This is a genomic window from Pseudomonas sp. NY8896 (genome assembly GCF_039634505.1).
In genome coordinates this window covers 3,700,341-3,726,835 of sequence record NZ_CP132350.1, presented here as the reverse complement: position 1 = coordinate 3,726,835, position 26,495 = coordinate 3,700,341, and the positions used below count along the sequence as shown (strand labels likewise).

The 26,495-nt window shown below is 62.2% G+C and carries 25 protein-coding genes; 7 read left to right on the top strand and 18 right to left on the bottom strand.

Features of this window, described 5'->3' with window-relative positions; all coding sequences use genetic code 11:
• Nucleotides 1-102 precede the first annotated feature (102 nt).
• A complete protein-coding gene (gene hisN / locus Q9451_RS16665; protein ID WP_012272334.1) occupies nt 103-894 on the bottom strand; it encodes a histidinol-phosphatase in 792 nt (263 codons plus the stop codon).
• Between the two features lie 62 nt (nt 895-956).
• Nucleotides 957-1,523 (bottom strand): manganese efflux pump MntP, encoded by a 567-nt coding sequence (gene mntP / locus Q9451_RS16660; protein ID WP_012272335.1) that lies wholly within the window; start codon nt 1,521-1,523, stop codon nt 957-959.
• A 288-nt stretch (nt 1,524-1,811) separates the two neighbouring features.
• Here mntP and Q9451_RS16655 point away from each other — a divergent pair, with 288 nt between their 5' ends.
• Nucleotides 1,812-2,702 (top strand): universal stress protein, encoded by an 891-nt coding sequence (locus Q9451_RS16655; RefSeq protein WP_012272336.1) that lies wholly within the window; start codon nt 1,812-1,814, stop codon nt 2,700-2,702.
• A 71-nt stretch (nt 2,703-2,773) separates the two neighbouring features.
• Here Q9451_RS16655 and Q9451_RS16650 read toward each other — a convergent pair whose 3' ends face one another.
• From Q9451_RS16650 to Q9451_RS16635, 4 genes are all read right to left on the bottom strand, one after another.
• Complete coding sequence (locus tag Q9451_RS16650) at nt 2,774-3,295, bottom strand: acyloxyacyl hydrolase (protein ID WP_012272337.1); 522 nt, start codon at nt 3,293-3,295, stop codon at nt 2,774-2,776.
• Nucleotides 3,296-3,491: 196 nt separating this feature from the next.
• A complete protein-coding gene (locus Q9451_RS16645; RefSeq protein ID WP_012272338.1) occupies nt 3,492-4,238 on the bottom strand; it encodes a phytanoyl-CoA dioxygenase family protein in 747 nt (248 codons plus the stop codon).
• Between the two features lie 54 nt (nt 4,239-4,292).
• Nucleotides 4,293-4,736 carry a hypothetical protein gene (locus Q9451_RS16640; RefSeq protein ID WP_012272339.1) on the bottom strand — a complete coding sequence of 148 codons (444 nt, stop codon included), beginning with the start codon at nt 4,734-4,736 and terminating at the stop codon, nt 4,293-4,295.
• A gap of 133 nt (nt 4,737-4,869) precedes the next feature.
• Entirely contained in the window at nt 4,870-5,739 is an 870-nt protein-coding gene (locus Q9451_RS16635; protein WP_012272340.1) for a LysR family transcriptional regulator, read from the bottom strand.
• A gap of 107 nt (nt 5,740-5,846) precedes the next feature.
• On the opposite strand from Q9451_RS16635, the gene Q9451_RS16630 reads away from it, so the two are divergent.
• The gene (locus Q9451_RS16630) at nt 5,847-7,232 is read left to right on the top strand and encodes an aldehyde dehydrogenase family protein (RefSeq protein WP_012272341.1); all 1,386 of its coding nucleotides are present in this window, start codon (nt 5,847-5,849) and stop codon (nt 7,230-7,232) included.
• A 38-nt stretch (nt 7,233-7,270) separates the two neighbouring features.
• On the opposite strand, the gene Q9451_RS16625 is transcribed toward Q9451_RS16630, so the two are convergent.
• On the bottom strand, nt 7,271-9,181 hold the full coding sequence (locus Q9451_RS16625) for an AAA family ATPase (protein ID WP_012272342.1): 1,911 nt from the start codon (nt 9,179-9,181) through the stop codon (nt 7,271-7,273).
• Between the two features lie 59 nt (nt 9,182-9,240).
• Entirely contained in the window at nt 9,241-10,140 is a 900-nt protein-coding gene (locus tag Q9451_RS16620; RefSeq protein ID WP_012272343.1) for a helix-turn-helix domain-containing protein, read from the bottom strand.
• 183 nt (nt 10,141-10,323) lie between these two features.
• Here Q9451_RS16620 and Q9451_RS16615 point away from each other — a divergent pair, with 183 nt between their 5' ends.
• The 4 genes from Q9451_RS16615 (at nt 10,324) to Q9451_RS16600 (ending at nt 14,992) form a co-directional block, all read left to right on the top strand.
• A complete protein-coding gene (locus Q9451_RS16615) occupies nt 10,324-11,682 on the top strand; it encodes a glutamine synthetase family protein (RefSeq protein WP_012272344.1) in 1,359 nt (452 codons plus the stop codon).
• A gap of 65 nt (nt 11,683-11,747) precedes the next feature.
• Nucleotides 11,748-12,836, top strand: a complete 1,089-nt coding sequence (locus tag Q9451_RS16610; RefSeq protein ID WP_012272345.1) for a polyamine ABC transporter substrate-binding protein — start codon at nt 11,748-11,750, stop codon at nt 12,834-12,836.
• 13 nt (nt 12,837-12,849) lie between these two features.
• Nucleotides 12,850-14,145, top strand: a complete 1,296-nt coding sequence (locus Q9451_RS16605) for an FAD-binding oxidoreductase (RefSeq protein ID WP_012272346.1) — start codon at nt 12,850-12,852, stop codon at nt 14,143-14,145.
• A 169-nt stretch (nt 14,146-14,314) separates the two neighbouring features.
• Nucleotides 14,315-14,992: a DUF3313 domain-containing protein gene (locus tag Q9451_RS16600; protein WP_012272347.1), complete on the top strand. Its 678-nt coding sequence runs from the start codon at nt 14,315-14,317 to the stop codon at nt 14,990-14,992.
• Between the two features lie 69 nt (nt 14,993-15,061).
• Here the strand turns inward: Q9451_RS16600 and Q9451_RS16595 are convergent, their stop codons facing one another.
• Entirely contained in the window at nt 15,062-16,438 is a 1,377-nt protein-coding gene (locus Q9451_RS16595; protein ID WP_012272348.1) for an L-serine ammonia-lyase, read from the bottom strand.
• Between the two features lie 146 nt (nt 16,439-16,584).
• Between Q9451_RS16595 and Q9451_RS16590 the strand changes: the two genes are divergently transcribed.
• Nucleotides 16,585-17,526, top strand: a complete 942-nt coding sequence (locus Q9451_RS16590) for a LysR substrate-binding domain-containing protein (protein WP_012272349.1) — start codon at nt 16,585-16,587, stop codon at nt 17,524-17,526.
• Nucleotides 17,527-17,536: 10 nt separating this feature from the next.
• On the opposite strand, the gene Q9451_RS16585 is transcribed toward Q9451_RS16590, so the two are convergent.
• The 9 genes from Q9451_RS16585 to Q9451_RS16545 form a co-directional block, all read right to left on the bottom strand.
• Entirely contained in the window at nt 17,537-18,958 is a 1,422-nt protein-coding gene (locus tag Q9451_RS16585) for an undecaprenyl-phosphate glucose phosphotransferase (protein WP_012272350.1), read from the bottom strand.
• A gap of 177 nt (nt 18,959-19,135) precedes the next feature.
• Nucleotides 19,136-19,888 carry a WecB/TagA/CpsF family glycosyltransferase gene (locus tag Q9451_RS16580; RefSeq protein WP_012272351.1) on the bottom strand — a complete coding sequence of 251 codons (753 nt, stop codon included), beginning with the start codon at nt 19,886-19,888 and terminating at the stop codon, nt 19,136-19,138.
• Nucleotides 19,888-21,075 (bottom strand): glycosyltransferase family 2 protein, encoded by a 1,188-nt coding sequence (locus tag Q9451_RS16575; protein WP_012272352.1) that lies wholly within the window; start codon nt 21,073-21,075, stop codon nt 19,888-19,890. Before Q9451_RS16575 ends, Q9451_RS16580 begins: the two co-directional genes overlap by 1 nt.
• Nucleotides 21,072-22,274, bottom strand: coding sequence for a glycosyltransferase (locus Q9451_RS16570; RefSeq protein WP_012272353.1), 1,203 nt, complete (start codon nt 22,272-22,274; stop codon nt 21,072-21,074). Before Q9451_RS16570 ends, Q9451_RS16575 begins: the two co-directional genes overlap by 4 nt.
• Before the next feature lie 49 nt (nt 22,275-22,323).
• Nucleotides 22,324-23,328, bottom strand: a complete 1,005-nt coding sequence (locus tag Q9451_RS16565; protein WP_012272354.1) for a VirK/YbjX family protein — start codon at nt 23,326-23,328, stop codon at nt 22,324-22,326.
• Between the two features lie 9 nt (nt 23,329-23,337).
• A complete protein-coding gene (locus tag Q9451_RS16560; protein ID WP_012272355.1) occupies nt 23,338-24,315 on the bottom strand; it encodes a glycosyltransferase in 978 nt (325 codons plus the stop codon).
• 5 nt (nt 24,316-24,320) lie between these two features.
• Nucleotides 24,321-24,845, bottom strand: a complete 525-nt coding sequence (locus tag Q9451_RS16555) for a serine acetyltransferase (RefSeq protein ID WP_012272356.1) — start codon at nt 24,843-24,845, stop codon at nt 24,321-24,323.
• A gap of 8 nt (nt 24,846-24,853) precedes the next feature.
• Nucleotides 24,854-25,810 carry a glycosyltransferase family 2 protein gene (locus Q9451_RS16550; RefSeq protein WP_012272357.1) on the bottom strand — a complete coding sequence of 319 codons (957 nt, stop codon included), beginning with the start codon at nt 25,808-25,810 and terminating at the stop codon, nt 24,854-24,856.
• A complete protein-coding gene (locus tag Q9451_RS16545; protein WP_012272358.1) occupies nt 25,803-26,420 on the bottom strand; it encodes an acyltransferase in 618 nt (205 codons plus the stop codon). The genes Q9451_RS16550 and Q9451_RS16545 overlap by 8 nt, the downstream gene beginning before the upstream one ends.
• Nucleotides 26,421-26,495 lie beyond the last annotated feature (75 nt).

The following is a 26,495-nucleotide window of genomic DNA, read 5'->3' as shown; positions in this document are numbered from 1 at the left end:
GGGTAAACCCGCTTCCACAGGTTCAGCACTAGTTTTGAAAACTGTGCCCCACTTGTGGGAGCGGGTTTACCCGCGAAAAGGCCCGTATAGGAGACACACCCATCACATGGCGTGACGCAACATCTCCACCACCTGCGCATGCAGCGCCGGGTCACCACAGGCTACGACGCAACCACCGTTCTGCGCCGAGCTGCCATCCCAGGCCGTAATGACCCCACCCGCCCCTTCGATGATCGGCATCAGCGCCTGTACGTCATACGGCTGCAGGCTGGCCTCGACGATCACGTCGACAAAGCCCGAGGCCAGCATGCAGTACGCGTAGCAGTCGCCACCATAACGCATCAACCGCGCCTTGCCGGCAACGGCCTCGAACGCGGCCTTGCGCTCGGCGGTGTCGAACATGTCTGGCGTGGTGCACATCAGCGTGGCCGAAGCCAGGTCGGCACAGGCACGGGTCTGCAAGGGCGTGCCACTGCGCCAGGCGCCTTCGGGGGTGCCGACAAAGCGCTCGCCGGTGAACGGCTGGTTCATCACCCCAACCACCGGGCGCGTGCCGTCGTTAAGGGCAATCAGCGTGCCCCACAGCGGCAGGCCGGTGATGAAGGCGCGGGTGCCATCGATCGGGTCGAGCACCCAGGTCAGCGGGCTGCTGCCGACGGCCACCCCGGCTTCTTCGCCAAGGATGCCATGCTCGGGGTAACGCGCCTGGATCAACTCGCGCATGGCGTCCTCGGCGGCCTTGTCGGCAACCGTCACCGGGTCGTACAGGCGCCCGCCCTTGTCCTCGACCTCCAGGCTGGCGCGAAAGTACGGCTTGATCGCCACAGCGGCAGCATCGGCCAACCGCTCGGCGAAGGTACGGAATTCGCCGATCTGTTCAGCGCTCAGGGACATGGGGCAGGCCTCGTGACAATGATGGGGCCAGCATCATACCCGACACGCCGTGCCAGCCGCACTCAAACAGCCGTCAGGTGCTCATACAGGATGGTCGCGCCCACCAGCATCAGCACGATGCCGCCGATGATCTCGGCACGCTTGCCCACCACCGAACCCAGGGCCCGCCCCAGCATGGTGCCGAGGGTGACCATGGTCATGGTCGCCAGGCCGATCGCCGCAGCCGCCACCCAGATGTTCACATCGACGAACGCCAGGCCAATGCCCACCGCCAGGGCATCGATGCTGGTCGCCACCGCCGTCACCGCCAAAATCCAGAATGAGTGCTGGCTTTGCTTTTCTTCCTCTTCCTCATCCGGCTTCAGGCCGGCATGCACCATGTGCGCGCCCAGCAATAGCAGCAGGAAGAAGGCAATCCAGTGGTCCCATTGCTCAACGTACTGGCTGGCCGCCTGGCCCAGCAGCCAGCCAATGACTGGGGTTATGGCCTCGATGACACCAAAGATCAGGCCGGTGCGCAGGGCTTCGGCCAAACGGGGTTTATGCAGGCTGGAACCTTTGCCGATGGCGGCCGCGAAGGCATCCGTGGACATGGCGAAGGCAAGGAAAACGAGGGAAATGGGATTCAACGATCAGGCTCCGCCGGGCTACGAGTCAACGACAGCTCCCTGCAGGCCCGGCTTGGCTACAGAAAGGTCGTTGGTCTCGCCAATCCAGCTGGATGCACAGGCCATGGCAGGTTGCCAAATATGTTGACCGGTGCGCCTTCGCTTGGGTGCGAAGGCAGGCTACTCCCCAAAGAGTGCGGCGATGATAACAGCCCCAGGTGAAAAAAGCGTGAACGGCTTTACCGGCCACACAGGGCTAGACTGAACAGAACCAGGTGACCGGGGGGCTGCCACACGTGGAGGTGTGAGATGAGCCAGTTCAAGCGTCTGTTCGTCATGCTCGGCCCGCAAATGCGCCACACGCCAGCGCTGCAACGCGCAGCGGCGCTGGCGGAATCCAGTGGTGCTCTGCTGGATATCAATGTGATCGTCGACGACGTCGACACCTTTGGCTTGATGAGCGATGGTCGCGAGCGTGAGCGGCTGCTCAGCGACAACCGCCAATGGCTGGCGGACGAGGCCGAGCAACTGGGCAACGCCGGCCTCGACGTGTCCACCGAGCTGTTGTTGACCCGCGACCCACTAGGCTGCGTGCTGGAGCGGGTCGAACGGCTGGGCTGCGACCTGCTGGTCAAGGACGTACAGCACGAACCGGTGCTCAAACGCCTGCTGGTCACGCCACTGGACTGGCAGTTGCTCAAGGACAGCCCGGTCGCCGTGCACCTGGTCAGCGACATTCGCCTGCCCCTGCCCCGGCAAGTCGCCGCCGCGGTGGACCTGAACAGCCATGGCGCAGGCGAGCACCTGGACGAGCAGGTAATCCACTGCGCGCACGCCCTGGCCCTGCAATGCAACGCCGAGCTGCACCTGTTGCATGTGTGCGACGCGGCCAAGACCCACATTGCCGACTTCGGTGCTGGCACGGTGACCATGCCCGGCTTCGAGGGCAGCGTGCGCACTGCGCAGCGAGCAGCGTTCAACCGCCTGGGCGACCATCATCAGATCCCGCTGGAACGCAGGCATTTCCTGGAGGGCGCAGCGATCAAGGCCATTGCTCAGTTCGTCGGCCACAGCCGGGCCGATGTGATCGTGATGGGCAGCCACCGGCATGACGCGATGCAGACGTTCCTGGGTGGGACCACGGCGCATGTGCTGGAGCATCCGCTGTGTAACGTGCTGGCAATCAAGGCCTTACGCTGAATGCGGGTGTGCCTGAACCGATCTCTTCGCGGGAATGAATAGGAGCAGCGCAAGGCTGCTCCTATCTTGTGTCAGAAACCCTTGCTGTAGAACAGCGAGTACGACTCGATCCCGTCGTTAGGCTGCTTGAGCCCAGCGTTGGAGTAGTGCATCGCGCGGATCCCGACTTTTTGCTCGCCCGGCAACTTCAGACCAAAACCGATGCGGTCTTCGAAGTTGACCGACGAACCCAGGCGCTGGTCGCCCACGTCGGTCTTGGAAAACGCCGCCAGGCCAATACCAGCCTCAATGTACGGTGTGTAGGTGAAACCGCTGAACTCGTACGTGAACACCGGGCTGAATGACAGCGAGTGCGCGCCACTGGCGTCACCGCCCTCCCAATAGGTGTAGGCGGCATCCCAGTAACCGGTCACGTAACCGGTACTGCTTTCCAGCCATTTCTTGTCCCAGTCGAACGACAGGCCGATACGGTAGGTCATGTCGCCTTGGCTAGTGGCGCCCACGGCACCGGATACCTGCGCGGCCTGGGCCAGGTTGGCCCCTGCAAAGGCCAGCACTGCAGCGGCCAGCGAAGCTGCGAGACGGGTTTTCATCAACGACTCTCCTGATGGTCTACACGGCAAGCGGGGGCTTAGGCCCCTCGATCTTTTAGGGTGGACCGGCGCATCCAGACCGGTCACACGAAGTAATAGTTTTTTGATTATTGTCCAGATAATCAGAAAGTTGAAAGTGTATTGCCACTATTGGCTAAATCGCTTGCTTAAGATGTGCCTTGCCGTGCACAGCACTTCAGTCGTATTCCGCCTCTTCATGCTCACCCAGCAAACGCCTTTGCCGAGGCGTGGCTTCCTCCAGCACCTGCGGGTTGAAGCGCCAGTTCAAGTACGGCGAGAACTTCTGCGCGACCATGCGCCGGCCATAGTGCACCTGCAGCATGTCGCGCTCGCGAGCCTGGCTGCAATTGGGCCCGGCGCTGTGCCAGACGTCGCTGCGAAACACCAGTGCATCGCCCGCCTTGCACAACACGGCCTGTGCTTCACGCCCCTGCCAGTGATCTTCCCCCGCCTGGGGTGGCCGCGCCGCGCGGTGGCTGCCGGGTACGATGCAGGTCGGGCCGATGCCGTGGTCGATGTCGCTGAGGTACAGCTGCGCAGTGAGGATTTGTGCGGGTTGGGTGAAGTCGCCTTGCGCGCTTAGCCAATCGGGCAGCTGCATGGGCAGATGATCCAGGTGCAAGGCCATGCCCGGGTAACCCGGATGGCTGCGCCAGGCAGTTTGCCCGATCACATGGCAATCAGCGCCCAGCGCCGCTTCAGCCAGTGCTATCACAGGCGGCAGGTCGAGAAAGGGCAACCACAACGGGTTGCGGTTGAACACACACTTGTAGTGTTCCAGCAGCCCCTGGTAGTCCCAGTGAATCGGCTGCAGGTCATCGATGGCGCAGCGCAACAAGGCGATGCGCAGGGGTTCGAGCACACCGGGGAGCAGCACATAGCCCCGCTCGTCCAACATCTCCAGCTGAAGGTCCAGGTTCATGACGATGTGCTCCGCCATGACGGGAGCACATTTGTACTCCCGCCCGTTTATCCATCAACGCCAGTTCAGGTTCACGGTTGTGGGGGCTTTGCCATTCACGGTTACCAATTGCTGCACCGTCTCACCCTGGGCGTTGCCCATGATCTTGTACTTGCCAGGAGGCAACTGCACATACAGCAGCGGCCCGGCATCCGTGATGCTCAGTACAGGCTGGCCTTTTGCGTTCTGGATATCGACTGAAGCCCCGCTCTGGAATTTGCCTTCCGGGCCAGTGGAAAGCTCCACGTGCAGGTCATAACCAGATGTCTTGCGCAGCGCATTGGCCTCATCCTGGCCGATACCGCCTTGCAAGTAATGCACGCCGTTCTGTTCCTGCGGTTGCAACTGCACGGCCTGCATGTCGATGGGGGCATTGAGATCGGCGGCGGCAGCCAGGGTCCATGGCAAGGCCAGGGTTAACAGCAACGCGGCGCCGAGTGCATAGTGATGGTTACGCATGGTACGACCCTCCTTTAGAGGATGGCTTACCTATTATCTGATCCTCTCAGGGGGGTGGTGTTCGTGCTGATGCATGGTCGTCATCGTGATATTCGGCACTAAGCCATCAAATAAACGTAAATTTAGCTGTTTATCAATTGGTTGTGCGCCCTTCCTCTAGTAGTTTCACGAACATGCTCAAACTGCGCGATACTGTGCCTCGGCGCCATACCAGCCAGGTTTTCAGGTAGCGGAAGTCCTCCGACATCGGCCAGGCGCTGACGGTGCTGCACCCGGGCATGTTGTCGAGCATGCTGCGTGGCATCATGGCCAGGCCGGCACCGGCGCTGACGCAGGCCAGCATGCCGTGGTAGGACTCCATCTCGTGGATCTTGCCCGGCACTGCCTGGTCCTGCACGAACCAGCTTTCGAAATGATGACGGTACGAACAGTTGGCACGGAAGGCGTAGATGCTTTCGCCGTTTACGTCCTGGGCGCGGGTTACGGGTGCATGGTTCAACGGGGCTATCACCATCATCTCTTCCTCAAAGACCGGTATGCCCTCCAGCGTCGGGTGCAGCACCGGGCCGTCGACGAACGCGGCCACCAAGCGGCCAGACAACACGCCTTCGAGCATGGTCCCGGAAGGCCCGGTGGACAGGTCCAGGTCAACCTTGGGGTAGCGTTGGTTGTACGCCGCCAGCAAGGCCGGAATACGCACCGCTGCGGTACTTTCCAGCGAGCCCAGAGCAAAGGTGCCCTGTGGGTCTTCACCTGCTACGGTCAGCCGCGCCTCGTGTACGAGGTCCAGAATGCGGCGCGTGTATTCGAGGAAGTTCCAGCCTGCAGGCGACAGGCGCAGGCGGCTCTTCTCGCGAATGAACAGCTCCACGCCCAGGTCTTCTTCCAGCTGCTTGATGCGCGTGGTCAGGTTCGACGGCACCCGATGGATGTGCTGCGCGGCAGCGCTGATGCTGCCCTGCTCTGCCACGGCTTTGAAGATCTCCAGTTGCACCAGGTCCACAGCCTTTCTCCAAACGTGAATGTTTCGCTCATTATTATTCAGTTTTCATTAAAGCCATAGCCCACTAGTCTGGCGTCATTGATTAACAACAACGAGAGTGTCCCGCCATGAGCGCGATCAGCAGCCTGACCCACGCCATCTCCCTCGACCCGTACAGCGGCGAGCAGATCGGCGCCTACCCATTCGACACCGACGCCGCACTGGAAGCGGCGCTGCAACGTGCCAAGGTTGGCTACCGCCAGTGGCGCCAGGTGTCGCTGGGTCAGCGCAGCGAGTATTTGCTCGCCCTGGCCAGCACCCTCGAAACCAAGGCCGAAGCCTTCGCGCAAATGATCAGCCGCGAAATCGGCAAGCCGATTGCCCAGGCACGCGGTGAAGTCAGCAAATGCGTAGGCCTGTGCCGCTGGTACGCCGAACACGGCCCAGCCATGCTTGCCGCCGAGCCAACCCAGGTGGAAAAAGCCCGTATCGAATACCGCCCACTAGGCCCCATCCTGGCGGTGATGCCGTGGAACTTCCCGGTTTGGCAGGTACTGCGCGGCGCCGTGCCGGCGATTCTGGCGGGCAACACCTACGTGCTCAAGCACGCCCCGAACGTGATGGGCAGCGCTTACCTTATGGGTGAGCTGTTCAAGGACGCCGGCCTGCCGGAGGGCGTGTTCGAAGTGCTGAACGTGACCCCGGATGGCGTCACCCGCGCCATCAACGACCCGCGTATCGCCGCTGTGACCCTGACCGGCAGCGTTCGTGCCGGCATGGCGATTGGCGCCCAGGCCGGCGCAGCACTGAAGAAGTGCGTGCTGGAGCTGGGGGGTTCCGACCCGTTCATCGTGCTGGCTGACGCCGACCTGGATGCTGCCGTCAAGGCTGCGGTGATCGGCCGCTACCAGAATACCGGCCAGGTCTGTGCTGCCGCCAAGCGCCTGATCGTGGAAGCAAGCATTGTCGAGCAATTCACGCAAAAGTTCGTAGAAGCCACGCGCCAGCTGAAAGTCGGCAATCCGCTTGAAGACGACACCTACATCGGCCCGATGGCCCGCTATGACTTGCGCGACGAGCTGGATGGCCAGGTCCAGGCGACGCTGGCCGAAGGCGCCACCCTGCTGCTGGGCGGCAACAAGGTCGAAGGCGTGGCCAACTTCTACGCCCCCACGGTGTTCGCCAACGTTACCCCGGACATGACCGCATTCAAGCAGGAGCTGTTCGGCCCGGTGGCGGCGATCATCACCGCACGCGATGCCGACCATGCGGTGGAACTGGCCAACGACAGCGAGTTTGGCCTGGCATCGACCATCTACACCGCCGACTATGGGTTGGCCGAGCGCATGACCGCCGCGCTGGATACCGGTGGCGTGTTCATCAACGGCTACTGCGCCTCCGACCCCCGTGTGGCGTTTGGTGGCGTGAAGAAGAGCGGTTTCGGCCGTGAACTGTCGCACTTTGGTGTGCGTGAGTTCACCAATGCCCAGACCGTGTGGCTGGACCGTAACTGATTCAAAGGCATTGGGGCTGCTTCGCGGCCCCAACTGCTTCAATCCCGAACCTGGTCCTTGACCCAGTCCAGCATCCCTCCCGGCACGATCAATTCATGCCGCGCCCGTGAACAGGCGGTATACAAACCCGCCAGCATCCGCGCCCGCTCATTGCGGTTCCCGGCCACCTGGGGCGCGACCATCAGCTCTGGCGACACCATCACCCGGGCAAACTCCATGTTCTTCACATCCCGCACCCGGCCCAGGAACAATTTCGGCGCCTTGTCCCAGCGGTAACGGCTCTTGGCCTTGGCGAAGTGCTCCGGTGTATAGCCCTTGCGCAGCATGCTGGCCACCGCGAGAAACGCTTTGTCGTCACCCTTTTCCTGCTCCAACGCCTGCCAGCTGGGATAACGGAACAGCATTGGATGGCGCGCCCGAGTGCCGTAGCGGTACAGCTCGATACAGTCCTCGACGAACAGTTCGAAGTCCTTACGTGCGCTTTTCAGCAAGATGAACGGCACGCCCTGATGCGTCAGGCGCTGGAACCAGCCAAACAGGCCCCATTCGTCGTCGACGATCAGCGCCGTGGGCTGCTGCGGTACTGTCACCGTATCGAAGAAACTGACCCGGGTGTAATGCTCGGCGCTGCCACTGAAGGCCGCCTGAATCGCGGCAGGGTGCGCCTGGATCAGCGGGTTGAGCACGTTGTCCATTGCCGGCCCGGCGCGCAGCGAATGGTCGATGCAGCGCTGGCGGATGAAGCTGCCATGATGCGGGCTGAGGCCGTTGAGGTTCTGCAGTTCGTCACCCAGGGCAATGATCGACTGCGGGCTGCGATCGAGCACGGCAAGCATCGGTGCAGACAGCTCATGGGCCTCATCGACGATGACGTGGGTGTAGCGGCTGTCAATCACATGATCCGTCAGCGACAACAGTTTCACCCGGTGATAGTCACGCACCGGCAGCTGGATGTCCCGCGCCGACGGACGAATCAGCTCCTGCCAGTACAAACGGGCCTTTTCCAGCAGCACCTCTTGATCCAGCGGCGAGGTGCCCGGCCCGGCCCAGGGCAAATGGTGCAACTGCAACTGGGTATCGGCACTGTGGCAGAACGTGCGCACGGCGCGGATGCACAAGGCGACCACATCACGCGCAGCGAGCGGCCCTATGTCGGGGATGGCCAGCCAGCGCACCACCTGCGCGTCCTGCGGGCGCCATGACAGTTTGGTGCGATAAGGGTCACGCAGGCGCCAGCCGTTGCTGGTGAGGTCGCGGTTGAGCAGCTCGTCGGCCAGCTGGCCGAAGGTCAGCGCGGTGTACGCCGAAGCGTCCTTGACCCGCGCCTGCAGGGCGCGCAACTGGCCTTCGGTCAGTGCCAGCAGCAACGTGCGCTGTGGCTCCAGCAGGCGGGCGAACTGGTGAATCAGAAAGGTCTTGCCGGTGCCGGCGAAGCCTTGCACGGCCACCGATTCGTCGACGCCACTTAGGAACTCACGCAGCAGACGGTTCTGCTGGTCGCTGAGCATCAGGTCGTTGGCCAACGACGGCAGGTGCACCGGATGCAGCGGGGTGGCACGCTGGCGGTAGCTGTCGGCGAACTGGAAGTTCCACTGGCCCTCGCCATCGAGCAGCTCGACTGCCTGATACGCCACTTCGGCCGACAGCAGCGCAATGCCATTTTCGCCGAGCATACCCAGGCCCATGGCGAACGCCTCATGATCGAAATGCTGCGCCACCTGACCTTGGAATCGCCCAGGCGCGACGCCTTCGACTTCGTTGGCGATGCGCACGATTTCGGCAAAACGGCGCTCCTGCGCGTCGGCCGAGGCGGTGGCGGGCTGGCGTGGCAGATTTTGGATAAACAGTACCGCAGCGGCATCAAGCATGCTGGCAGTAGTGAAGAAGTCGCTGTCAGGCGCGTTGGCGAGGCGGTCGGCCTGGTCGCTGGGCAAAGGCAGGTAGAACATCGGCACCTCGGGTGGAAACAGGGCGGCACGATAGCAACTTTCAGTGAGGAATGCTGGTTTTAACCCCTGCCCCGCTTCAACGTCTCGCTGGGAAACTCCTTGAACAGTTGCCTGTAACTCTCTGAAAACCTTCCCAAATGCCAAAACGACCAACGCATTGCTACCTCGGCCACCGTCACCCCACCCCCGCGCAAGAGATCACGCCGCGCACCATTGAGCCGGCGTAACCGTAACCAGTGCGCAGGCGGCATACCGGTGAACGCTTTGAAGGCCTGCTGCAACTGGCGCAATGAAACCCCGGCCACCTCAGCCAACTCCACCAGGTTCAGCGTTTCCTCCGGGCAGTCGGCCGCCCATTCGCTGACCCGCCGCATGATCGCCCGCTCCTCGTCACGCCGCCCCAAAGCCACGCCCTGCAAGCGCTGGCAGGCGTTGTCGAGTATGAACAAGCAGTCTTCGAGCAGTTGTTCTGCCAGGGCCTGCCCCTGCAGCGGGCAATCGGCCTCGCCCAACCGGGTCAGCGTTGCGCTCAGCCAACTGCCGAACAGTGCATTCTGGCCGCTGCCCAGCGGCACCATGAACAACCCTTCCAGGCGCTGCGGGTCCAGCCCATGGCGGGCCAGGAAGGCCTGGTCGAACACGACCGCCACCTCCTGGTAGTTCTCCGGTGTGATCCAGATATTGCGGCTTTGTTCGTTCAGCAGGTACAGGCTGTTCTCGCTGCGGTCGAAGCAGAACGCCAGCGAACCCGTTGGCGCACGGAAAAACTGCTCCACCCGGGTGTTGAGCCGCTCTTCGTACACCTCCACGCCATCGAGCCCCAGGCAACGCAGCTCACCGCTGAAATGCCCCGGTGACATCTGCCGGTACTGCTGCTGCCACCCAGGGGTGGCGCGCACTTGTTCGGTGACGTCGGTGGTGTGGAAAGCCTGGACCTGCAACGCATTGGCGATTGTCACGCATCTTCCTGTATGCACTCTTTTGGTGCATTCGATACTGGAGAAAGTGGATAGATTGCCCCGGGGGGCTGCGACCAAGATAGTCTCCAGCGCGTCACCTGGGAAGCGCAGCGCCTTCGAAACCGTGTAACGACTTTCGTCAGCGAAGTGGCTCCCACACTAAAACCCAACCAAGAGGTCTGTATGAACGCCCCCTTCGATCAGCTGTCCACCTGGCTGAAAGAACACCGGATCACCGAAGTCGAATGCGTGATCAGCGACCTGACCGGCATTGCCCGCGGCAAGATCGCGCCCACCGCCAAGTTCCTCCACGAGCGCGGCATGCGCCTGCCTGAAAGCGTGCTGTTGCAGACGGTCACCGGCGACTACGTTGACGATGACATCTACTACAACCTGCTCGACGCTGCCGACATCGACATGGTCTGCCGCCCCGACCCGACCGCCGTGTACCAGATCCCGTGGGCCATCGAGCCGACCGCGATCGTGATCCACGACACCTTCGACAAACAAGGCAACCCGATCGAGCTGTCGCCGCGCAACGTATTGAAGAAGGTCCTCAAGCTCTACGCCGACAAGGGCTGGCAGCCGATTGTCGCACCAGAGATGGAGTTCTACCTGACCAAGCGCTGCGAAGACCCGGATTTGCCACTGCAGGTGCCACTGGGGCGTTCCGGTCGTGCCGAAAGCGGCCGCCAGTCGTTCTCGATCGATGCCGCCAACGAATTCGACCCGTTGTTCGAAGACGTCTACGACTGGTGCGAGATCCAGGGCCTGGACCTGGACACGCTGATCCACGAAGACGGCCCGGCGCAAATGGAGATCAACTTCCGCCACGGCGACGCGCTGGACCTGGCGGACCAGATCACCGTGTTCAAGCGCACCATGCGCGAGGCGGCACTCAAGCACAACGTGGCCGCCACGTTCATGGCCAAGCCGATCACCGACGAACCGGGCAGTGCCATGCACCTGCACCAGAGCGTGGTCGACATCGCCACCGGCAAACCGGTCTTCGCCAACGAAGACGGCAGCATGAGCCAGCTGTTCCTGCACCACATCGGTGGCCTGCAGAAGTACATCCCCAAACTGCTGCCGATGTTCGCGCCCAACGTCAACTCGTTCCGCCGTTTCCTGCCGGACACTTCGGCGCCGGTCAACGTCGAGTGGGGTGAAGAAAACCGCACCGCCGGCTTGCGCGTGCCCACGTCCAGCCCCGAGGCGATGCGCGTGGAAAACCGCCTGCCAGGCGCCGATGCCAACCCGTACCTGGCCATCGCCGCTAGCCTGCTGTGCGGCTACCTGGGCATGGTGGAGCGGATCGACCCGAGCGCGCCGGTACAGGGCCGCGCCTATGAACGGCGCAACCTGCGCCTGCCGATCACCATCGAGGACGCGCTGCAGCACATGGAAGACTGCGAGACCGTACAGCAGTACCTGGGCAAGCAGTTCGTCCAGGGCTACGTGGCGGTCAAACGGGCCGAGCACGAAAACTACAAGCGTGTGATCAGCTCGTGGGAGCGTGAATTCCTGATGCTGAGCGTCTGATCCACCATGGGGGCTTTGCAGCCCCCTGCACCTAACTCGAAGAACAAGACCAACGAGGTGTCCCCATGCGTCATCTGCAAGCCCTGATCCCCGCCGCATTCACCCTGCTGTTCGCCACCACCACCCACGCCACCGCTTCGGTCAGCGTGTACAACTGGACCGACTACATCGGTGACACCACCCTGGCCGACTTCCAGGCCAGCAGCGGAATCAAGGTGGTCTATGACGTGTTCGACTCCAACGAAACCCTGGAAGGCAAACTGCTGGCCGGGCGCACCGGCTATGACGTGGTGGTGCCGTCCAACCACTTCCTCGCCCGCCAGGCCCAGGCCGGTGCCTTCCTGCCGCTGGACCGCAGCAAGCTGCCGAACTGGCAGCACCTGGACCCCAAGCTGCTCAAGCAGCTTGAGCAGAATGACCCCGGCAACCAGTACGCCGTACCCTATCTGTGGGGCACCAATGGCATTGGCTACAACGTCGACAAGGTCAAGGCAGCCCTGGGTGTGGACCATATCGATTCGTGGGCGGTGCTGTTCGAGCCGGAAAACCTGAAAAAGCTCAAGCAGTGTGGCGTGGCATTCATGGACTCGCCCGACGAACTGTTCCCGGCCATCCTCAACTACCTGGGCATGGACCCACGCAGCGAAAAACCGGGCGACTATGCAAAGGCCGAGGCCCGTCTACTCGAACTGCGCCCCTATATCACCTACTTCCATTCCTCCAAGTACGTCTCCGACCTGGCCAACGGTGATGTCTGCGTGGCGTTCGGCTACTCCGGCGACGTGTTCCAGGCCGCCAACCGCGCTGTGGAGGCGAAAAACGGCGTGAAGGTGGCCTACAGCATTCCCAAGGAAGGCAGCAACCTGTGGTTCGACCTGCTGGCCATCCCCAAGGACGCCAACAACCCCGAGCAAGCCCTGGCGTTCATCAATTACCTGCTCGACCCCAAGGTGATTGCCAAGGTCAGCACCACGGTCGGTTATGCCAACGCCAACCCGGACGCCAACGCCTACATGGATGCATCGCTGGTGAACAACCCCGAAATCTACCCACCCCAGGAGGTGCTGGACAAACTGTACATCTCCAGCACCCCGAGCCCGAAGATCATGCGCGTCATGACCCGTTCCTGGAGCAAGATCAAGTCCAACCGCTGAGTCGAGAACGCCCATGCCTTTGAACAACCAACACACCGCTTCGTACTACGCCGCCACGGCGCGCGACGCGGCACCCTACCCTAGCCTGGACGGCGAATTGACAGCCGACGTGTGCGTGGTGGGCGGCGGGCTGACCGGGGTCAATACGGCCCTGGAGCTGGCCGAGCGCGGCCTCTCGGTGGTGCTGCTGGAAGGCCGGCGCATCGGCTGGGGCGCCAGTGGTCGCAATGGCGGCCAGCTGATTCGCGGTATTGGCCATGATGTCAGCGGCTTTGCCCGGCATGTCGGCCAGGACGGTGTGCGCTACCTCAAGCAGGCCGGCATCGATTCGGTGGAGCTGGTGGCCGACCGTATCGCCCACTATGGCATTGACTGCGACCTGCGCTGGGGCTTTTGCGAGCTGGCCAACACAGCGGCGCAGTTCGCCGCCTTCAAGGATGAGCAGGACGACCTGGCCGCCTTGGGCTATCGCCATGAAACCCGCCTGGTCGGTGCTGCGCAACTGAACGAGGTCGTTGCCAGCGACCAGTACGCTGGCGGCTTGGTGGACATGGGCTCGGGCCACCTGCACCCACTTGATCTGGTCCAGGGCGAAGCCCGCGCAGCCCACAGCCTGGGGGTGCGCATCTTCGAACAAAGCCCGGTACTGCGCATCGAGCACGGCCCCAGCGTGACCCTGCACACCGCCCGTGGCAAGGTGCGCGCCAGCAGCCTGGTGCTGGGCTGCAACGCCCACCTCGACGAGCTGGAGCCGCGCCTGAGCGGCAAGGTGCTGCCGGCCGGCAGCTATGTAGTGGCCACCGAGCCCTTGCCCGAAGCTTTGGCCAGCAGCCTGATCCCGCAGAACATGGCGCTGTGCGACCAGAAGGTCGGCCTGGACTACTACCGCCTCACCGCCGACCGGCGCCTGCTGTTTGGCGGGGCCTGCCACTATTCCGGGCGTGACCCCAAGGACATTGCCGCGTACATGCGGCCCAAGGTGTTGAAGGTATTCCCGCAACTGGCCAACGTGCGCATCGACTACCAATGGGGTGGCATGATCGGCATCACCGCCAACCGTTTCCCCCAGGTCGGGCGCCTGAACCAGCACCCCAACGTCTATTACGCCCAGGGCTATTCCGGGCACGGGCTGAACGTGACGCACTGGACAGCGAAGCTGCTGGCAGAAAGCATTGCCCTTGGTCACAGCCACGGCCTGGATGTGTTCAGCGCCGTGCCGCACCTCACCTTCCCTGGCGGCAAGGCATTGCGCTCGCCGTTGCTGGCACTGGGCATGCTGTGGTACCGGTTGCGCGAAGCGCTGGGGTGAGTTCGGGGTGGATTTTGCGGCGCCCGGGAGATCGAGCGCCGCGCGGGCGGCGCTCGGTCTTCCAGGCACCAGATGATCCAAGGCGAGCACTTGGGATTAAACCCACTGGCCAACTGTCACGCACCTGCTAGCGTTGTTGAGGCCGACCTCTCAAGGATGCCTCTTCATCATGAAATCACTGCCTCGCATTACCCTGTTGTGCGCCGCCCTGCTTGCGGTGGCCGCTTGCTCCAGCAATCGCGTGGACCCCAAGGATTACTCCGGCTTCCTCAAGGATTACAGCCGGCTGCAGGAGGCCAAGAGCCCGTCGGGTGACCCGGTAATGCGCTGGATCGACCCCAAGGTCAACGTCAACCAGTACAGCCAGGTGTTCATCGAGCCCAGCCAGTTCTACCCCAAGCCGCAGCCGACAGCGGTGATCTCGCAGCAGACCTTGCAGGAGATCACCCGCTACTTCAATGAAGCTCTGCGCCGTGAAATGGGTAGCGTAGTGCCCTTGGCCAAGGGGCCAGGCCCCGGGGTGATCGTGGTGCGCCCTGCAATCACCGCGGTGTCTACCAGCAACGAGGGACTCAAGCCGTACGAGGTGATCCCTATCGCGCTGATTTCGGCGGGGGTGAACACCGCCATGGGTGGCCGTGATCAGGAGGTGGATGTCGGCGTGGAAGCAGCATTCCTCGATGGTGCCAGCCAGAAGGTACTGGCCCAGGTGGTACGCAAAGGTACCGGCCAGGAGCTGGAAAACGATACCCAGAAGCTGACCTTGAATGATGTCAAGCCAGTGCTCGATGGCTGGGCCAAGGACATGCGTGCGAGCTTCCTGGCGGCGAAGCAGAAAGCTCGCTGATGCGGTTTTGACCCGGTTGTTCAATGCGGTCGCTTGCAGGAGCACGCCTGCAAGCGACTGCGTTAAAACTCAGCACTCAACAAACGCAACAGCCAAACCGCCGCGCGAGGTTTCCTTGTAATTGGCATGCATATCCGCACCGGTATCACGCAGGGTGCGGATGACCCTGTCGAGCGAGATGAAGTGCTCGCCATCTCCCCGCAGCGCCATCTGTACAGCGTTGATCGCTTTGACTGCAGCAATCGCATTGCGCTCGATGCACGGCACCTGCACCAGGCCGCCCACCGGGTCGCAGGTCAGCCCAAGGTTGTGCTCCAGGGCAATCTCGGCCGCATTTTCCAGTTGCGGCGGCGTAGCCCCCAGCACCTGCGCCAGGCCAGCAGCGGCCATCGAGCAGGCTGAGCCGACCTCCCCCTGGCAACCCACTTCGGCACCGGAGATCGATGCATTCTTCTTGCACAAGATGCCGACTGCCGCTGCGCCAAGCAGGAAGTCCACGACATCAGCGTCGCAGGCGTTGGAATTGAACTTCATGTAGTAGTGCAATACCGCCGGGATAATACCGGCGGCACCGTTGGTGGGCGCGGTAACCATACGCCCACCGGCGGCATTCTCTTCATTGACCGCCAGAGCGAACAGGTTGACCCATTCCATGGCGCCAAGGGTCGAGCCAATCACGTTGGGCTTGCCCAGTTCCTGCAGGCTGCGGTGCAGCCGCGCGGCGCGACGCTTGACGTACAAGCCGCCTGGCAGGATGCCCTCATTGCGCAGACCGTTCGCCACGCACTCACGCATGGCCGCCCAGATGCGCAGTAACCCTTCCCGGACCTCGGCCTCCGGGCGCCAGGCGCATTCGTTGGCCATCATCAGTTGCGCCACGCTCAGGTCATGGCCCTTGCACAAAGCCAGCAATTGGGCGCCACTGTCGAACTCATAGGGCAGTCGCACTGCATTCGTTTCGCCTGCCGGCGCATCGATCTCGGCCTGCTCGACGATGAAACCGCCGCCCACCGAATAATACGTCTGGCACAACAGGCTACCCTGCCCGTCCATGGCCTCCAGGCTCATGGCATTGGGGTGATAAGGCAGGTTCTCGTCGAGCAGCAGCATGTCACGGCCATATTCGAAGGCCAGCGGATGGCTGCCATCGAGCATCAGGCAGTGCTCCTGCAGGGCCTGGCCTATACGCGATTCGATAGTGGCTGGGTCGATGCGGTCTGGCCACTGGCCCATCAGGCCAAGCAGGCACGCACGGTCGGTGGCATGGCCAACCCCGGTCGCCGACAGCGAGCCATACAGCCGCACCTCCACGCGCGTTACCCGCGCCAGCAGCCCCTGCTCGCGCAGGGCCTGGGCAAAGGTAGCGGCCGCCCGCATCGGGCCGACGGTGTGAGAACTGGACGGCCCGATGCCGATTTTGAAAAGGTCGAAAACACTGATAGCCATGCTAATGCCTGACCGTACCCTGATATGCATCCACAGTACGGTTGTCTGAAGAAATTGAGCGATATTGCGATTTTGCGCGATACTGACGCGCTGACTCACGGATGACCAACGAAACTTTCTAAGCAAGGCTTTAGTGGTACTAAACGATGCGACGACAACTCAATGGTCAGATGTTCGTCTGGCTGCATGTATTCGCCTGCGCAGCCCGGCACCTGTCCTTCACCCGCTGCGCCGAAGAACTGCACATCACCCCGGGCGCGGTCAGCCAGCAGATGCGTCAGCTGGAAGAACGCCTGGGCTATCGGCTGTTTCTGCGTCGAGCGCGGGGCGTGGAACTGAGCGCCGAGGGGCAACGCCTCGCCCAGACTGTGGCCGAGGCCTATGGCAGCATCGAGGCCGAGCTGCTGCGGCTGGACGCAGGAGAAATTCGCGGCACGTTGCGCGTCCGTTCAATCCCCTCGTTCCTGGCCAAATGGCTCACACCTCGCTTACCGCGTTTTCAACAGCGCTACCCGGATATCGAACTGCGTCTGGTAGCCGAAGACAGCGCCCAGGCGCTGACCCCGGGTGACTTCGACCTGGCCATCGACCTGAACGATGGCAGTTACCCCGGCATGCTCTCGACGCCACTGCTGGACGAGCAGATCTTCCCGGTGTGCTCACCCATGCTGTTGCGCGGGCGCCCGCCGTTACACGGGCCCGCCGATCTGGCGCACTACCCGCTGCTGCACGACATCACTGCCTGGCGCGGTAGTTCGGAATATGCCGAGTGGGAGTTCTATCTGGAAGGCATTGGCGCCGTCGGGCTGGATGTGCGGCGTGGGCATACCTTCAACCGCAACCACCTGACCATCGAGGCCGCGATTGCCGGCATCGGCGTAGCGATCGCCCGGCGCACGCTACTCAACGACGAACTGGAGCGCGGCGCTTTGATCGTGCCGTTTGGTGTGCCGATCGCCAACCACAAACGTTATGTGGTGCATTACCCGCCAGGTGGCTTGAACCAGCCAGGCGCGCGGGCAGTGCATGACTGGCTGGTGGAGGAAGCGCGTGTGTTCAGGGAGCTGCATCCGCTGAACAAGGAATAGCCCAACAGGTTCAATAGGCCTGTTTACCTGTGAACGCATTGAGCGTGCGCACCAGGATCACGAAGTCCAGCCACAACGACCAGTTGTTGATGTACTCGATGTCCGAGTCCACCCGCTGGATCATTTGCTCGATGTCTTTGGTCTCCCCTCTGAACCCGCGCACCTGCGCCAGGCCTGTCATGCCGGGCTTGATGTTGTGGCGGGCAAAGTAGTCGACGATATCCTGCGAATACAAGGTGTCGTGCTGCAAGGCATGTGGCCTGGGCCCGACCAGCGACATTTCCCCGGTCAGCACATTGAACAACTGCGGCAGTTCATCCAGGCTGGTACGGCGGATGAACGCGCCAATACGCGTGAGCCGTGGGTCGTTTTTCTGCGCCTGTTTGACCTCGCCATTCTCTGGCTGGTGAACGTGCATGCTGCGAAATTTCCAGATACGGAATGATTCCCCTGTCCAACCGGTGCGCTCCTGGCGGAAGAACACCGGGCCGCGGCTGTCGAGCTTGATAGCCAACGCAACCGCCAACAGCACCGGTGATGCGAACAGCAGAATCAAGGCTGCCAGCACCCGGTCCTCGAGGTTTTTCAAGAACAGACTCATGCCCGTCAGCGGCGTTTCCGACAAGGTCAGCACCGGAATGCCGGCAATTTCCCGCACGCTGTGGTTGATCAGGCGCAACGAGAAGATATCCGGTACCCAGTTGACCGCAATGCACTTGTCGAGCAACTTGAAATACACGTCATTGATGACTTCGGAGCCGCCCAATGGCGTTACCAGGTACACGGTGCGGATTGCATGTTGGGCCACCAGTTCGTCGAGGTCGGCAATGTGCCCCAACACTGGCAGGCGCTGTTTGCCCTCGGCATTCTCGCGCCCCTGCTCCTCGGCCTTGTCGATCAGTACGCAACCTAGCACCCGCTCGCCAAACCAGGGGTTGTTGCTGATCTTCTGGTACAGGAAATTGGCCAGGTCGCCGGCGCCAATGATCAGCGCATTGTCCAGGCGCGCATGCGCGCTAAAGCGTTTTTGCAGTTCGCGTACGGCAAAATGCAAAAACAACTGGGCGATATAGCCAATGACGAATAGCTGCCCCACCAATAGCCGCGAATAGGTTTCGCTCTGTTTGGTCAGGAAGGCCATGACCACTAGGAAGCAAAAGGTTGCCGACCAGGCTTTGAACAGGCGGAAGGCCTTGATCGAAAGCCCCACGTTGGTGCGATAAATGGCGTAATGATCATAAATCACGGCCAGTGCGCCAATCAGCAACAGCAGCATGATCACGTAATCGGAGGTGATGTAGCCGAACTGGTCGTAGATCAGGTACCAGGCGATACCGGTCACGGCAATGCCATCGAGGCCGGCCTGAATGGCGTTACTGACACTGCTTCTTCTCTGGAGTAAGGAACGACTGCTTCTGGGTTCGAAAACCATTTCAGACCTCATCAATTTGAGCGTAGCAAGTGCCTTCCATCAAACAGCAAGTCTTGAAACCAGCTTATGCAAAGCCAGTGAAGCAGGTTCGCGGGGCCCCCAAGCCATTGATCTCACTGTAGCAGCCACCCGCCGCTGGCGTGCCCGGAATCGCCGCTGCTACGCATTTTGGCCGATTCATACGGTGCGCCTGGCCGAAACCGCCGCCCGCCGGTACAACAACGTGCGCAACAGGAACAGCGGGTTGCCCACCACATAACGCAGGAACAGGCGCTTGGGTTCGCGCAACAACCGGTACAGCCACTCGCCACCCAGACGCCGCAACCACTCGGGGGCCCGGCTGACCTTGCCGCCGAGAAAGTCCAGAATCGCCCCGCCGCAGACGATCAGGCAGGGCACGCCAATGGCTGCCAATTCTGCCGCTACCGCTTCCTGCTTGGGCATGCCCATGCCCAGTACGATCAGTTCGGGCTGCTGCTCGCGGGCCAGCTGCAGATAGGTTTCAGCGTTGGCAAAACCATCGTGAACTGACACCGGCACAATGCCAAACTCGGCTTCACAGCGTTGTACCGCCTGGCCCAGATAAGGTTGCCGTGTGCCCCAGAAAGCGACTTTGCGCCCACGGTATGCAGCCATGAGGCGGGGAATGAAGTCGGTGCCATTCATGTTCAGCCCAGGCTCCAGCCCCAACCGGCGATACAGGATCGCCATGCCAGAACCATCACGCAGCAGCACATCCGCGGCAGTTAGTGCCCCGCAGTAGGCGCCATCGCGCACCACCAGGTTCATCGCATGGGCGTTGACGAAGCCCAGCACGGTGGCCGACTCCGGCGTGGCCAGGCGCTCGAGCAGGTGCTGCGCGGCAGCGTCGTCGACGACCACTTCCAGCTTTTCGATAACACGCTTCCAGCGATGTGGCCACTGTGCCATCAGTCGTCATCCCGTTTTGAACGCACCCATTCAACCTGGCGCTTGATCAGGAAACTCAAGTACAAGGGGACCTTTCTGGCCGCGTAGAACGGCGCGTACAACAGTACCGAGAACGGTATCAGCTCACGACAGAAACGCGCCCAGGCCAACACCACGGCCAAGCCCAGCATGGCCAAGGCGGCAAGTGCCAGCCACGCCGGTGCCGCCAGGCCAAACAGCAGGTACGCCAGCCAGGCCAGCAGGTTAAGCCCGAGCAAGGCCAACACCAGCAACGCCAGGGGGGGCACCAGCAAGTCCAGGGTCATGGCCGCCAGGCTGCCGTTGCGCTGAGTAATGGCAGCCAGCGCCCGTTTGGGCGCGTCGGCCAGCATCAAACCCAGATGGCCGTGCTCCCAGCGCGTGCGCTGGCTGTTGAGGCCTTGCTGGCTGAGCGGAAACTGGCTGGTAACCAATGCCTCGGGGCAGAACACAGGGGGCTTGCCCTGCTGGCAAAGGTCCAGGCCAAGCTTCACATCCTCGACCAGGTGACCATTGGCCAGGTTGATCAGGCTCAGGTCATGCCAACCAAACGCCATGCCTGCACCCATCAGCTGGCATGGCAGGCCCAGGCGCGACCAGCCGCGTGGCCGCACCAGGTTCTTGACGCGCCAGGCGAACTCGGCCACCTGCACCTTCAACCCAGCACCTGCCGGGGCACGCATCAGGTACAGCGACTGTACTGGGCGGGCAACTTCGCGGCAGCGGCGCGCCAGGCAGTCGATTGCCCCTTCGCCCACCTGGCAGTCGGCATCCACCACGATGACGACTTCGGGTGGCCGCTGAGCCAGGTGACGCACGCCAAAGTCCAAGGCGTAGCCTTTGCCGCGCAACCGCGTATCGTAGCGCTCGACCACTTGCGCACCAGCCTCTCGCGCGAGCTGGGCAGTGTCGTCCGAGCAGTTGTCCGCCACCACCAGCAAGCGGTCACCGTCCAGCAGTTGCGGGACAATACTGGCCAACGTCGCGCGAATGATCGAAGCCTCATCGTGGGCAGGCACCAACACCGCTACCGACGGGCGCCCGCCAGTGCCCTGGGGCTTAGACCGCGCCGGCAGGCAGGCCAGCAACACCTGCAGCAACAGCACCAACACCGGCACCAGGACGATGATCGCCAGCAGGCCCAGTAACCAACCCAATACACTTATCATGCGTATGCCTTGAAATAGCCGGCCAGCCTGGCCGCCTCGGTGTCGATGTCATGCCGCTGCAAGACTCGCTGGTAGGCCGCTTCGCCCATGTGCTGCAGCACTTCGGCCGGTTGCGCCAGGCAGTCGGCCATGGCTGCCGCCAGCTCGTCCACGGCACCGGCAGGGAATAACCAGCCGTTCTCGCCAGGGCGTACCAGCTCAGGGATACCCGCCACATAGGTAGTCAGCACGGGTCGGCGCAAGGCCATGGCTTCCATGATGACCACGGGCAAGCCCTCGGCGAAGCTGGGTAGCACCAGCGCACGGGCGGCAAGGATTTCTTCGCGCACCTGCGCGCTGCTGATCCAGCCGGTGATGCGCACCTGCGCCTGCAGGCCGTGTCGGGCAATCAACGCCCCGATCTCCTCGCGCATTTCCCCGTCACCTGCCAGCACCAGCTCGAAGTCGATTGATTGGGCCGCGAGGCGGTGCGCCGCCTCAAGCAGCAACAACTGGCCTTTCTGTTCGCAAAGGCGCCCGACACACACCAGGCGTGGTGCGCAAGGCACGTTAACCGGCGCCACATCATGGAAACCACGTTCCAGGCCGCAATGCACCACCTTCACCTTGCCCCAATGCTCGTGGGCCACCCACCGGTACAGTTGGCTGCGCCCGTACGAGCTTACCGCCGCGACAAAGGCGGCACGCCGCACCTTCTCACCCATGTGCAGGAACTGTGGTTTATCGAACTCTTCCGGCCCATGCACGGTGAAGCTGTAAGCCGGCCCGCCCAGGACGTTGGCCAGCATCACCACTTCAGTAGAGTTGGTACCGAAATGTGCATGCACGTGTGTCGCCTCCCCTGCCTGCAACCACTGCAGCACCTGGCAGGCCTCGGCCAGGTAGACCAGATGGTAGGGCCAGGCACGATCGGCCCGTAAACCAAGGCGCATGGCCAGCCACAGCGCCTGGAAAAACCGCCGCGGCTGCGCACGCAGCACTTGCCACGTAGGCCCCAGCAGCCCCTTCAGCCCGCCTTGCAGTACGTAGCAGGTCTTGTCCCGTTCGGTTGCATCCTCGGCATCCTGCACCTGGGCGTCCCACCCGCGCAGCGCTATACGCTGCACATCCATCCCCTGGCGCTCCAGCGCCAGAATTTCGCGACGTATGAAACTGTGGCTGACCTTCGGGTACTGATTGATGAAGTAAGCAATGCGCATACGAATCCAGATCCAAACCCGCTTGATGACGTACCTTCCCTGGCAACCTTCACTTCAGGCTGTCGACCACGGGAGGTCTGTCCACTGCCGATGCACTCACAGCAAATGCATCCCCCTGTTTTCCTTGTAGTCCAAGGTTGTGATTGCTGCTTGGCAATGCTGCCTGCAAGCGGGTAAAAACATCGTCGAGCAACGCCTCGCGGCGGCGGTACATCGCCCGTTTCTTCGCCGGGATGTCGGCTTGCGCCCGTTGCGCCGGGGCCAGCGGCAGGGTGAAAAAGTCCTCACGGTCAGACGCGGTGGCGCCGTGCTCCTGCCAGATCACGTCATAGTTGGCTGCAAGGTCCTGGCCCTTGTCGTTGCCAAAATACGGGTGTCGATGGTGCCGACAGGTATCGTTGACGGCATACAGCCGCGTCACACCCAAGCTCCTGGCCAGGCATTTCAATGCTTCGAGCAGCAGGCTGCGTGGGCGTAGCCCTTCGAAGTCCTTGGTCAGGTCGCGGTAGATGGCCAGCGAAGTTTCACTGTCGATACCTTTATGGATGCCCTGCACCGCACCGATGAACAGGCTTGGTCCACCCTGGCCATGGCCCAGGGTAAAGGCCAGGGATGCCACGCGCAGGTCGCCTTGGAACAGGTTCAACACCAGCTCGCCTTCGCGCTTGAACCAGATCGGCCGGTCCAGCACTAGGCTGCAGCCCGGCGAATGGCTGGACAGGTCACACAGCCGCAGGCTTTCGTCGCGCCCCAGCAGTAACAACGCCGGAAACTGCCCAGCCACCAGTTCGAAGTGCGTAGCCACCACATCCAAACGCTGTGGGGCCTCCCAACATTGGCTGATGTAAGGCCATTGCACGACACCAATGCAATCCACACCCAGCCGTTGCAAACCATCCGGGCCCAGCGCCGAGGTCATGCGCCGCATGAACCCGTTCAGCTCAGGCCACTGCCTGGCGATCTGCCGCGTCAACTTGTACTTGTTGTGCAACGCCCGCAACGAGTAACCCGGTTGCAAGGTGAACACGCTTTTCACGAGGGTGCCGAGCATCATGGGTTTCTCTCACTTGTACTCGATCAAAGCCGATTTACCAGCCGCCAGGCGGTGGCGCAGGAACTTCAGCTGGCCGAGCATTTCCGGGAACTTGCCCAACACCAGAAACACCGCCTGCAGCCAGTTCTCGCGCGCCGACTTGCCACCACGGCGGGCCAGGCGCAGCGCCTGCAGTGGGTAGATCAACAGCAACAGCAGGCCCCAGCCGCCTGACACCAGGCAGGCCAGTACGATCAACACGGGTATGCCCAGCCCCCATATCCAGGCCCGGCGCGACTCGCGCAGCCAGTGCCGTTCGGGTGGCTGGCCATGCAAGTAGGCACCCTCGGCATAGGCATGCCCAGCGCGCAGGCTACGCCGCCACCATTGGCTGAAGCGGGTCATGCCGGCGTCGTGCAGGGTCATTTCGGCGGCCAGGCGCCAGACTTTCCAGCCGTTGGCCCGCAAACGCACGCACAGCTCTGGCTCTTCTCCCGCGATCAGGTCAGGGCGAAAGCCCTCAACCGCAGCAAAGGCATCTGCGCGCATCAGCGCATCGCCGCCACAGGCCTTGGCCTCACCGACAGGGGTGTCCCATTCAAGGTCACACAGCAGGTTGTACACCGAGCGCTGAGGGAAGCGCTCTCGCCGGCGACCACACACCACCGCCACTGCAGGGTGCTGCTCAAGAAATGCCTGCGCGGTGGCCAACCAACTGGCATCCACCTCGCAGTCGCCATCGACGAACTGCACCAGTTGCATCTGTGGCAACAGCTGCTGCAAGGCGGCGAAGCCTTCGTTGCGAGCACGTGCCGCAGTGAACGGGGTACTCATGTCCAGCGCCAGCACCTCCACCCCCAGGTTGGCGGCCAACTGCAGCGAACCGTCGGTGGAACCCGAGTCGACATACATGACCTTGTCCGCCCCCTGGGCCAACGAACGCAGGCAGCGCTCCAGGCGCTGGCCTTCATTGCGGCCGATCACTACCACACCGATCACAGTCGCCATGGGCCTCACTCGACTGGCGCTGCAGCAGCCGGTTGCCGAGCCTTGATGATGGCCGGTACCCCCACCGCCAAAGAATTGTCAGGCACATCCACCAGCACGACAGCATTGGCGCCGATGATCACGTTGTTGCCAATGCGAATGCTGCCGAGCACTTTGGCACCGGTGCCAATATCGACGTTGTTGCCGAATATCGGGGCAATCGGCTCCTCGACATTCTTCAGGCCCACCACCACGCCGTTGCGGATGCGGCAGTCGTCGCCAAAGCGGGCATAGCCACTGACGACAATGCCGCCAAAATGGTCGATGACGAAGTTGCGCCCGATCACCACTTCGCAAGGCAGTTCGATACCGGTGATGATCTGGACGAATTTGAACAGTACTTTGTAGATCAATGAGCACAGTTTGCGCAGCAGTGCCGGGCGCACGGTATAGCGCCAGCGGCCAAAGCGGTACACCAGCAATACCCAGAAACCCTGGGCGCCCCAATCCCCGCCATGGGCCCGCAGGTCGGCCCGAATATTCTCGAACATGGCTCCACCTACCTTGTCGGTTGGCTGGCGTACCGGGTCTTGTACAACAGTGACCAGGTTGCCCGGCAATGACGCCAGCAGGCCTGTATCGCGCCCCAGCCGCGTCGCTTCAACAGCGCCTTGAGTGCCAGCACCAGGTCGCCCAGGGTGACCAACAGCATGTGCAGGGCAAGCCCCGCCACCCCGTGATGCTTGCGAAAGTACAGCAACTCGCTTTCGATCTGGTAGGACGAGATCTGCCGGCTGGCCGCTTCCAGTTCCGCCACCGACTTGGAGCTTTCGCCACCGATGTGCACCACCGTGGTATGCGGGTAGAACACCACCTTCCAGCCAGCCTCCTTCACCCGTTTGCAGTGGTCCACCTCTTCGTAATAAAGGAAGTAGCGTGGGTCGAACAAACCCACCGTGTCGAGCACTTCGCGGCGTACCAGGTAGAAGCAGCCAGGCAGCCAGTCACACTCGCGCACCGAGGCATGGTCCCAGTTCATTTCGTCGACCATCTTCAAGCCAGGGAAGAAGCGGCCCAGCCCGGTACGCCCGACAAACACATTGAGCGGCGTGGGGAAGTAACGGCAACTGGGCTGCAAATCACCATCGCGCCCCTCCAGACGCACCCCCAACACGCCGCATTCCGGGTGAGCATCCATGTAGTCGAGGGTTTTTTGCAGGGAGTCGGCGGCAACGAAGGCATCGGTATTGAGCAGCAAGGCGTACTTGCCCTTGAGGTGCGCCAGCAGCTGGTTGTTGGCCCGGCCAAAACCCACGTTTTGCTTGTTGCTCAGCAGCAGTGCCTCGGGGCACACCTGGGCCATGCGCTGCACCGAGTCATCGCGCGAGGCATTGTCCACCACCAGGTAACTGGCCAGCCGTTCACTATCGGCCCGGCGCAGCGCATCGAACATCGGCTGCAGCAGCCCGGCAGTATTGAAGTTGACCACCATGACGTCCACGGGTTTGCTACCCATTCTTGCTGTCCCCGAAGAAATACTGGCGCCTCTGCGCCATCAACAACGGTTCAACTTCCGGGTCGTAGGCTCCCTTGCGCTGCTTCACCAGGTCGATCCACGGGTAGGATTCGCAACGTGCCTCGACCCGTTGAATCAACTGCTCGGTCGTGCAGATAAACACGGCCGGGTTACCACCATAGACGGTGCCTGGCGGCACATCCTTGGTCACCACCGCCCCTGCGGCTACGATGGACTCTGGCCCGATGGTCACGCGGGGCATCACGATCGCACCATGGCCGATGAAGCAGTTGTCCTTGATATCGATGAAGCCAACCGAATCGAGGTGCTTGCCGAAGCGGTGCTCGATCAGCAATACCACCCCGTCATGACCGATCAACGTGCAGTCGGACAACCCCACGCTGTTACCGATGCGTACCAGCGAAGGGTCAAGAAACTTGCAGCCTGTGTTGACGAAGAAGTTGCTGCCGACCGAGTGAAAATTACCCCACTTGGCGAGGTAGGCGCCCCACTCAAGCCCGGAAGGGTTGCAGAACCTCCTGTAGAACCTGCCCCCTCGCCCCGTTGCATGGGCATAGTGCGCCACTGCCTTGCGTATCCATCCCTTCATACTGCCTGGCCTCGCGATTCGAACAATCTGGAGTGTCCTGAGGCGTTCCGGTCTCGTTCTTCTAGGTGCTGACCG

Coding starts and splice junctions, on each gene's coding strand:
- Q9451_RS16595 (WP_012272348.1), bottom strand. CDS start 16,438: ATGGCTATCAGTGTTTTCGACCTTTTCAAAATCGGCATCGGGCCGTCC.
- Q9451_RS16565 (WP_012272354.1), bottom strand. CDS start 23,328: ATGATGCTCGGCACCCTCGTGAAAAGCGTGTTCACCTTGCAACCGGGT.
- Q9451_RS16570 (WP_012272353.1), bottom strand. CDS start 22,274: ATGCGCATTGCTTACTTCATCAATCAGTACCCGAAGGTCAGCCACAGT.
- Q9451_RS16560 (WP_012272355.1), bottom strand. CDS start 24,315: ATGGCGACTGTGATCGGTGTGGTAGTGATCGGCCGCAATGAAGGCCAG.
- Q9451_RS16650 (WP_012272337.1), bottom strand. CDS start 3,295: ATGAAAACCCGTCTCGCAGCTTCGCTGGCCGCTGCAGTGCTGGCCTTT.
- Q9451_RS16625 (WP_012272342.1), bottom strand. CDS start 9,181: ATGTTCTACCTGCCTTTGCCCAGCGACCAGGCCGACCGCCTCGCCAAC.
- Q9451_RS16590 (WP_012272349.1), top strand. CDS start 16,585: ATGCGACGACAACTCAATGGTCAGATGTTCGTCTGGCTGCATGTATTC.
- Q9451_RS16550 (WP_012272357.1), bottom strand. CDS start 25,810: ATGGGTAGCAAACCCGTGGACGTCATGGTGGTCAACTTCAATACTGCC.
- Q9451_RS16545 (WP_012272358.1), bottom strand. CDS start 26,420: ATGAAGGGATGGATACGCAAGGCAGTGGCGCACTATGCCCATGCAACG.
- Q9451_RS16615 (WP_012272344.1), top strand. CDS start 10,324: ATGAACGCCCCCTTCGATCAGCTGTCCACCTGGCTGAAAGAACACCGG.
- Q9451_RS16580 (WP_012272351.1), bottom strand. CDS start 19,888: ATGGCACAGTGGCCACATCGCTGGAAGCGTGTTATCGAAAAGCTGGAA.
- Q9451_RS16575 (WP_012272352.1), bottom strand. CDS start 21,075: ATGATAAGTGTATTGGGTTGGTTACTGGGCCTGCTGGCGATCATCGTC.
- Q9451_RS16640 (WP_012272339.1), bottom strand. CDS start 4,736: ATGCGTAACCATCACTATGCACTCGGCGCCGCGTTGCTGTTAACCCTG.
- Q9451_RS16655 (WP_012272336.1), top strand. CDS start 1,812: ATGAGCCAGTTCAAGCGTCTGTTCGTCATGCTCGGCCCGCAAATGCGC.
- Q9451_RS16605 (WP_012272346.1), top strand. CDS start 12,850: ATGCCTTTGAACAACCAACACACCGCTTCGTACTACGCCGCCACGGCG.
- Q9451_RS16610 (WP_012272345.1), top strand. CDS start 11,748: ATGCGTCATCTGCAAGCCCTGATCCCCGCCGCATTCACCCTGCTGTTC.
- Q9451_RS16600 (WP_012272347.1), top strand. CDS start 14,315: ATGAAATCACTGCCTCGCATTACCCTGTTGTGCGCCGCCCTGCTTGCG.
- Q9451_RS16585 (WP_012272350.1), bottom strand. CDS start 18,958: ATGGTTTTCGAACCCAGAAGCAGTCGTTCCTTACTCCAGAGAAGAAGC.
- Q9451_RS16555 (WP_012272356.1), bottom strand. CDS start 24,845: ATGTTCGAGAATATTCGGGCCGACCTGCGGGCCCATGGCGGGGATTGG.
- hisN (WP_012272334.1), bottom strand. CDS start 894: ATGTCCCTGAGCGCTGAACAGATCGGCGAATTCCGTACCTTCGCCGAG.
- Q9451_RS16630 (WP_012272341.1), top strand. CDS start 5,847: ATGAGCGCGATCAGCAGCCTGACCCACGCCATCTCCCTCGACCCGTAC.
- Q9451_RS16645 (WP_012272338.1), bottom strand. CDS start 4,238: ATGAACCTGGACCTTCAGCTGGAGATGTTGGACGAGCGGGGCTATGTG.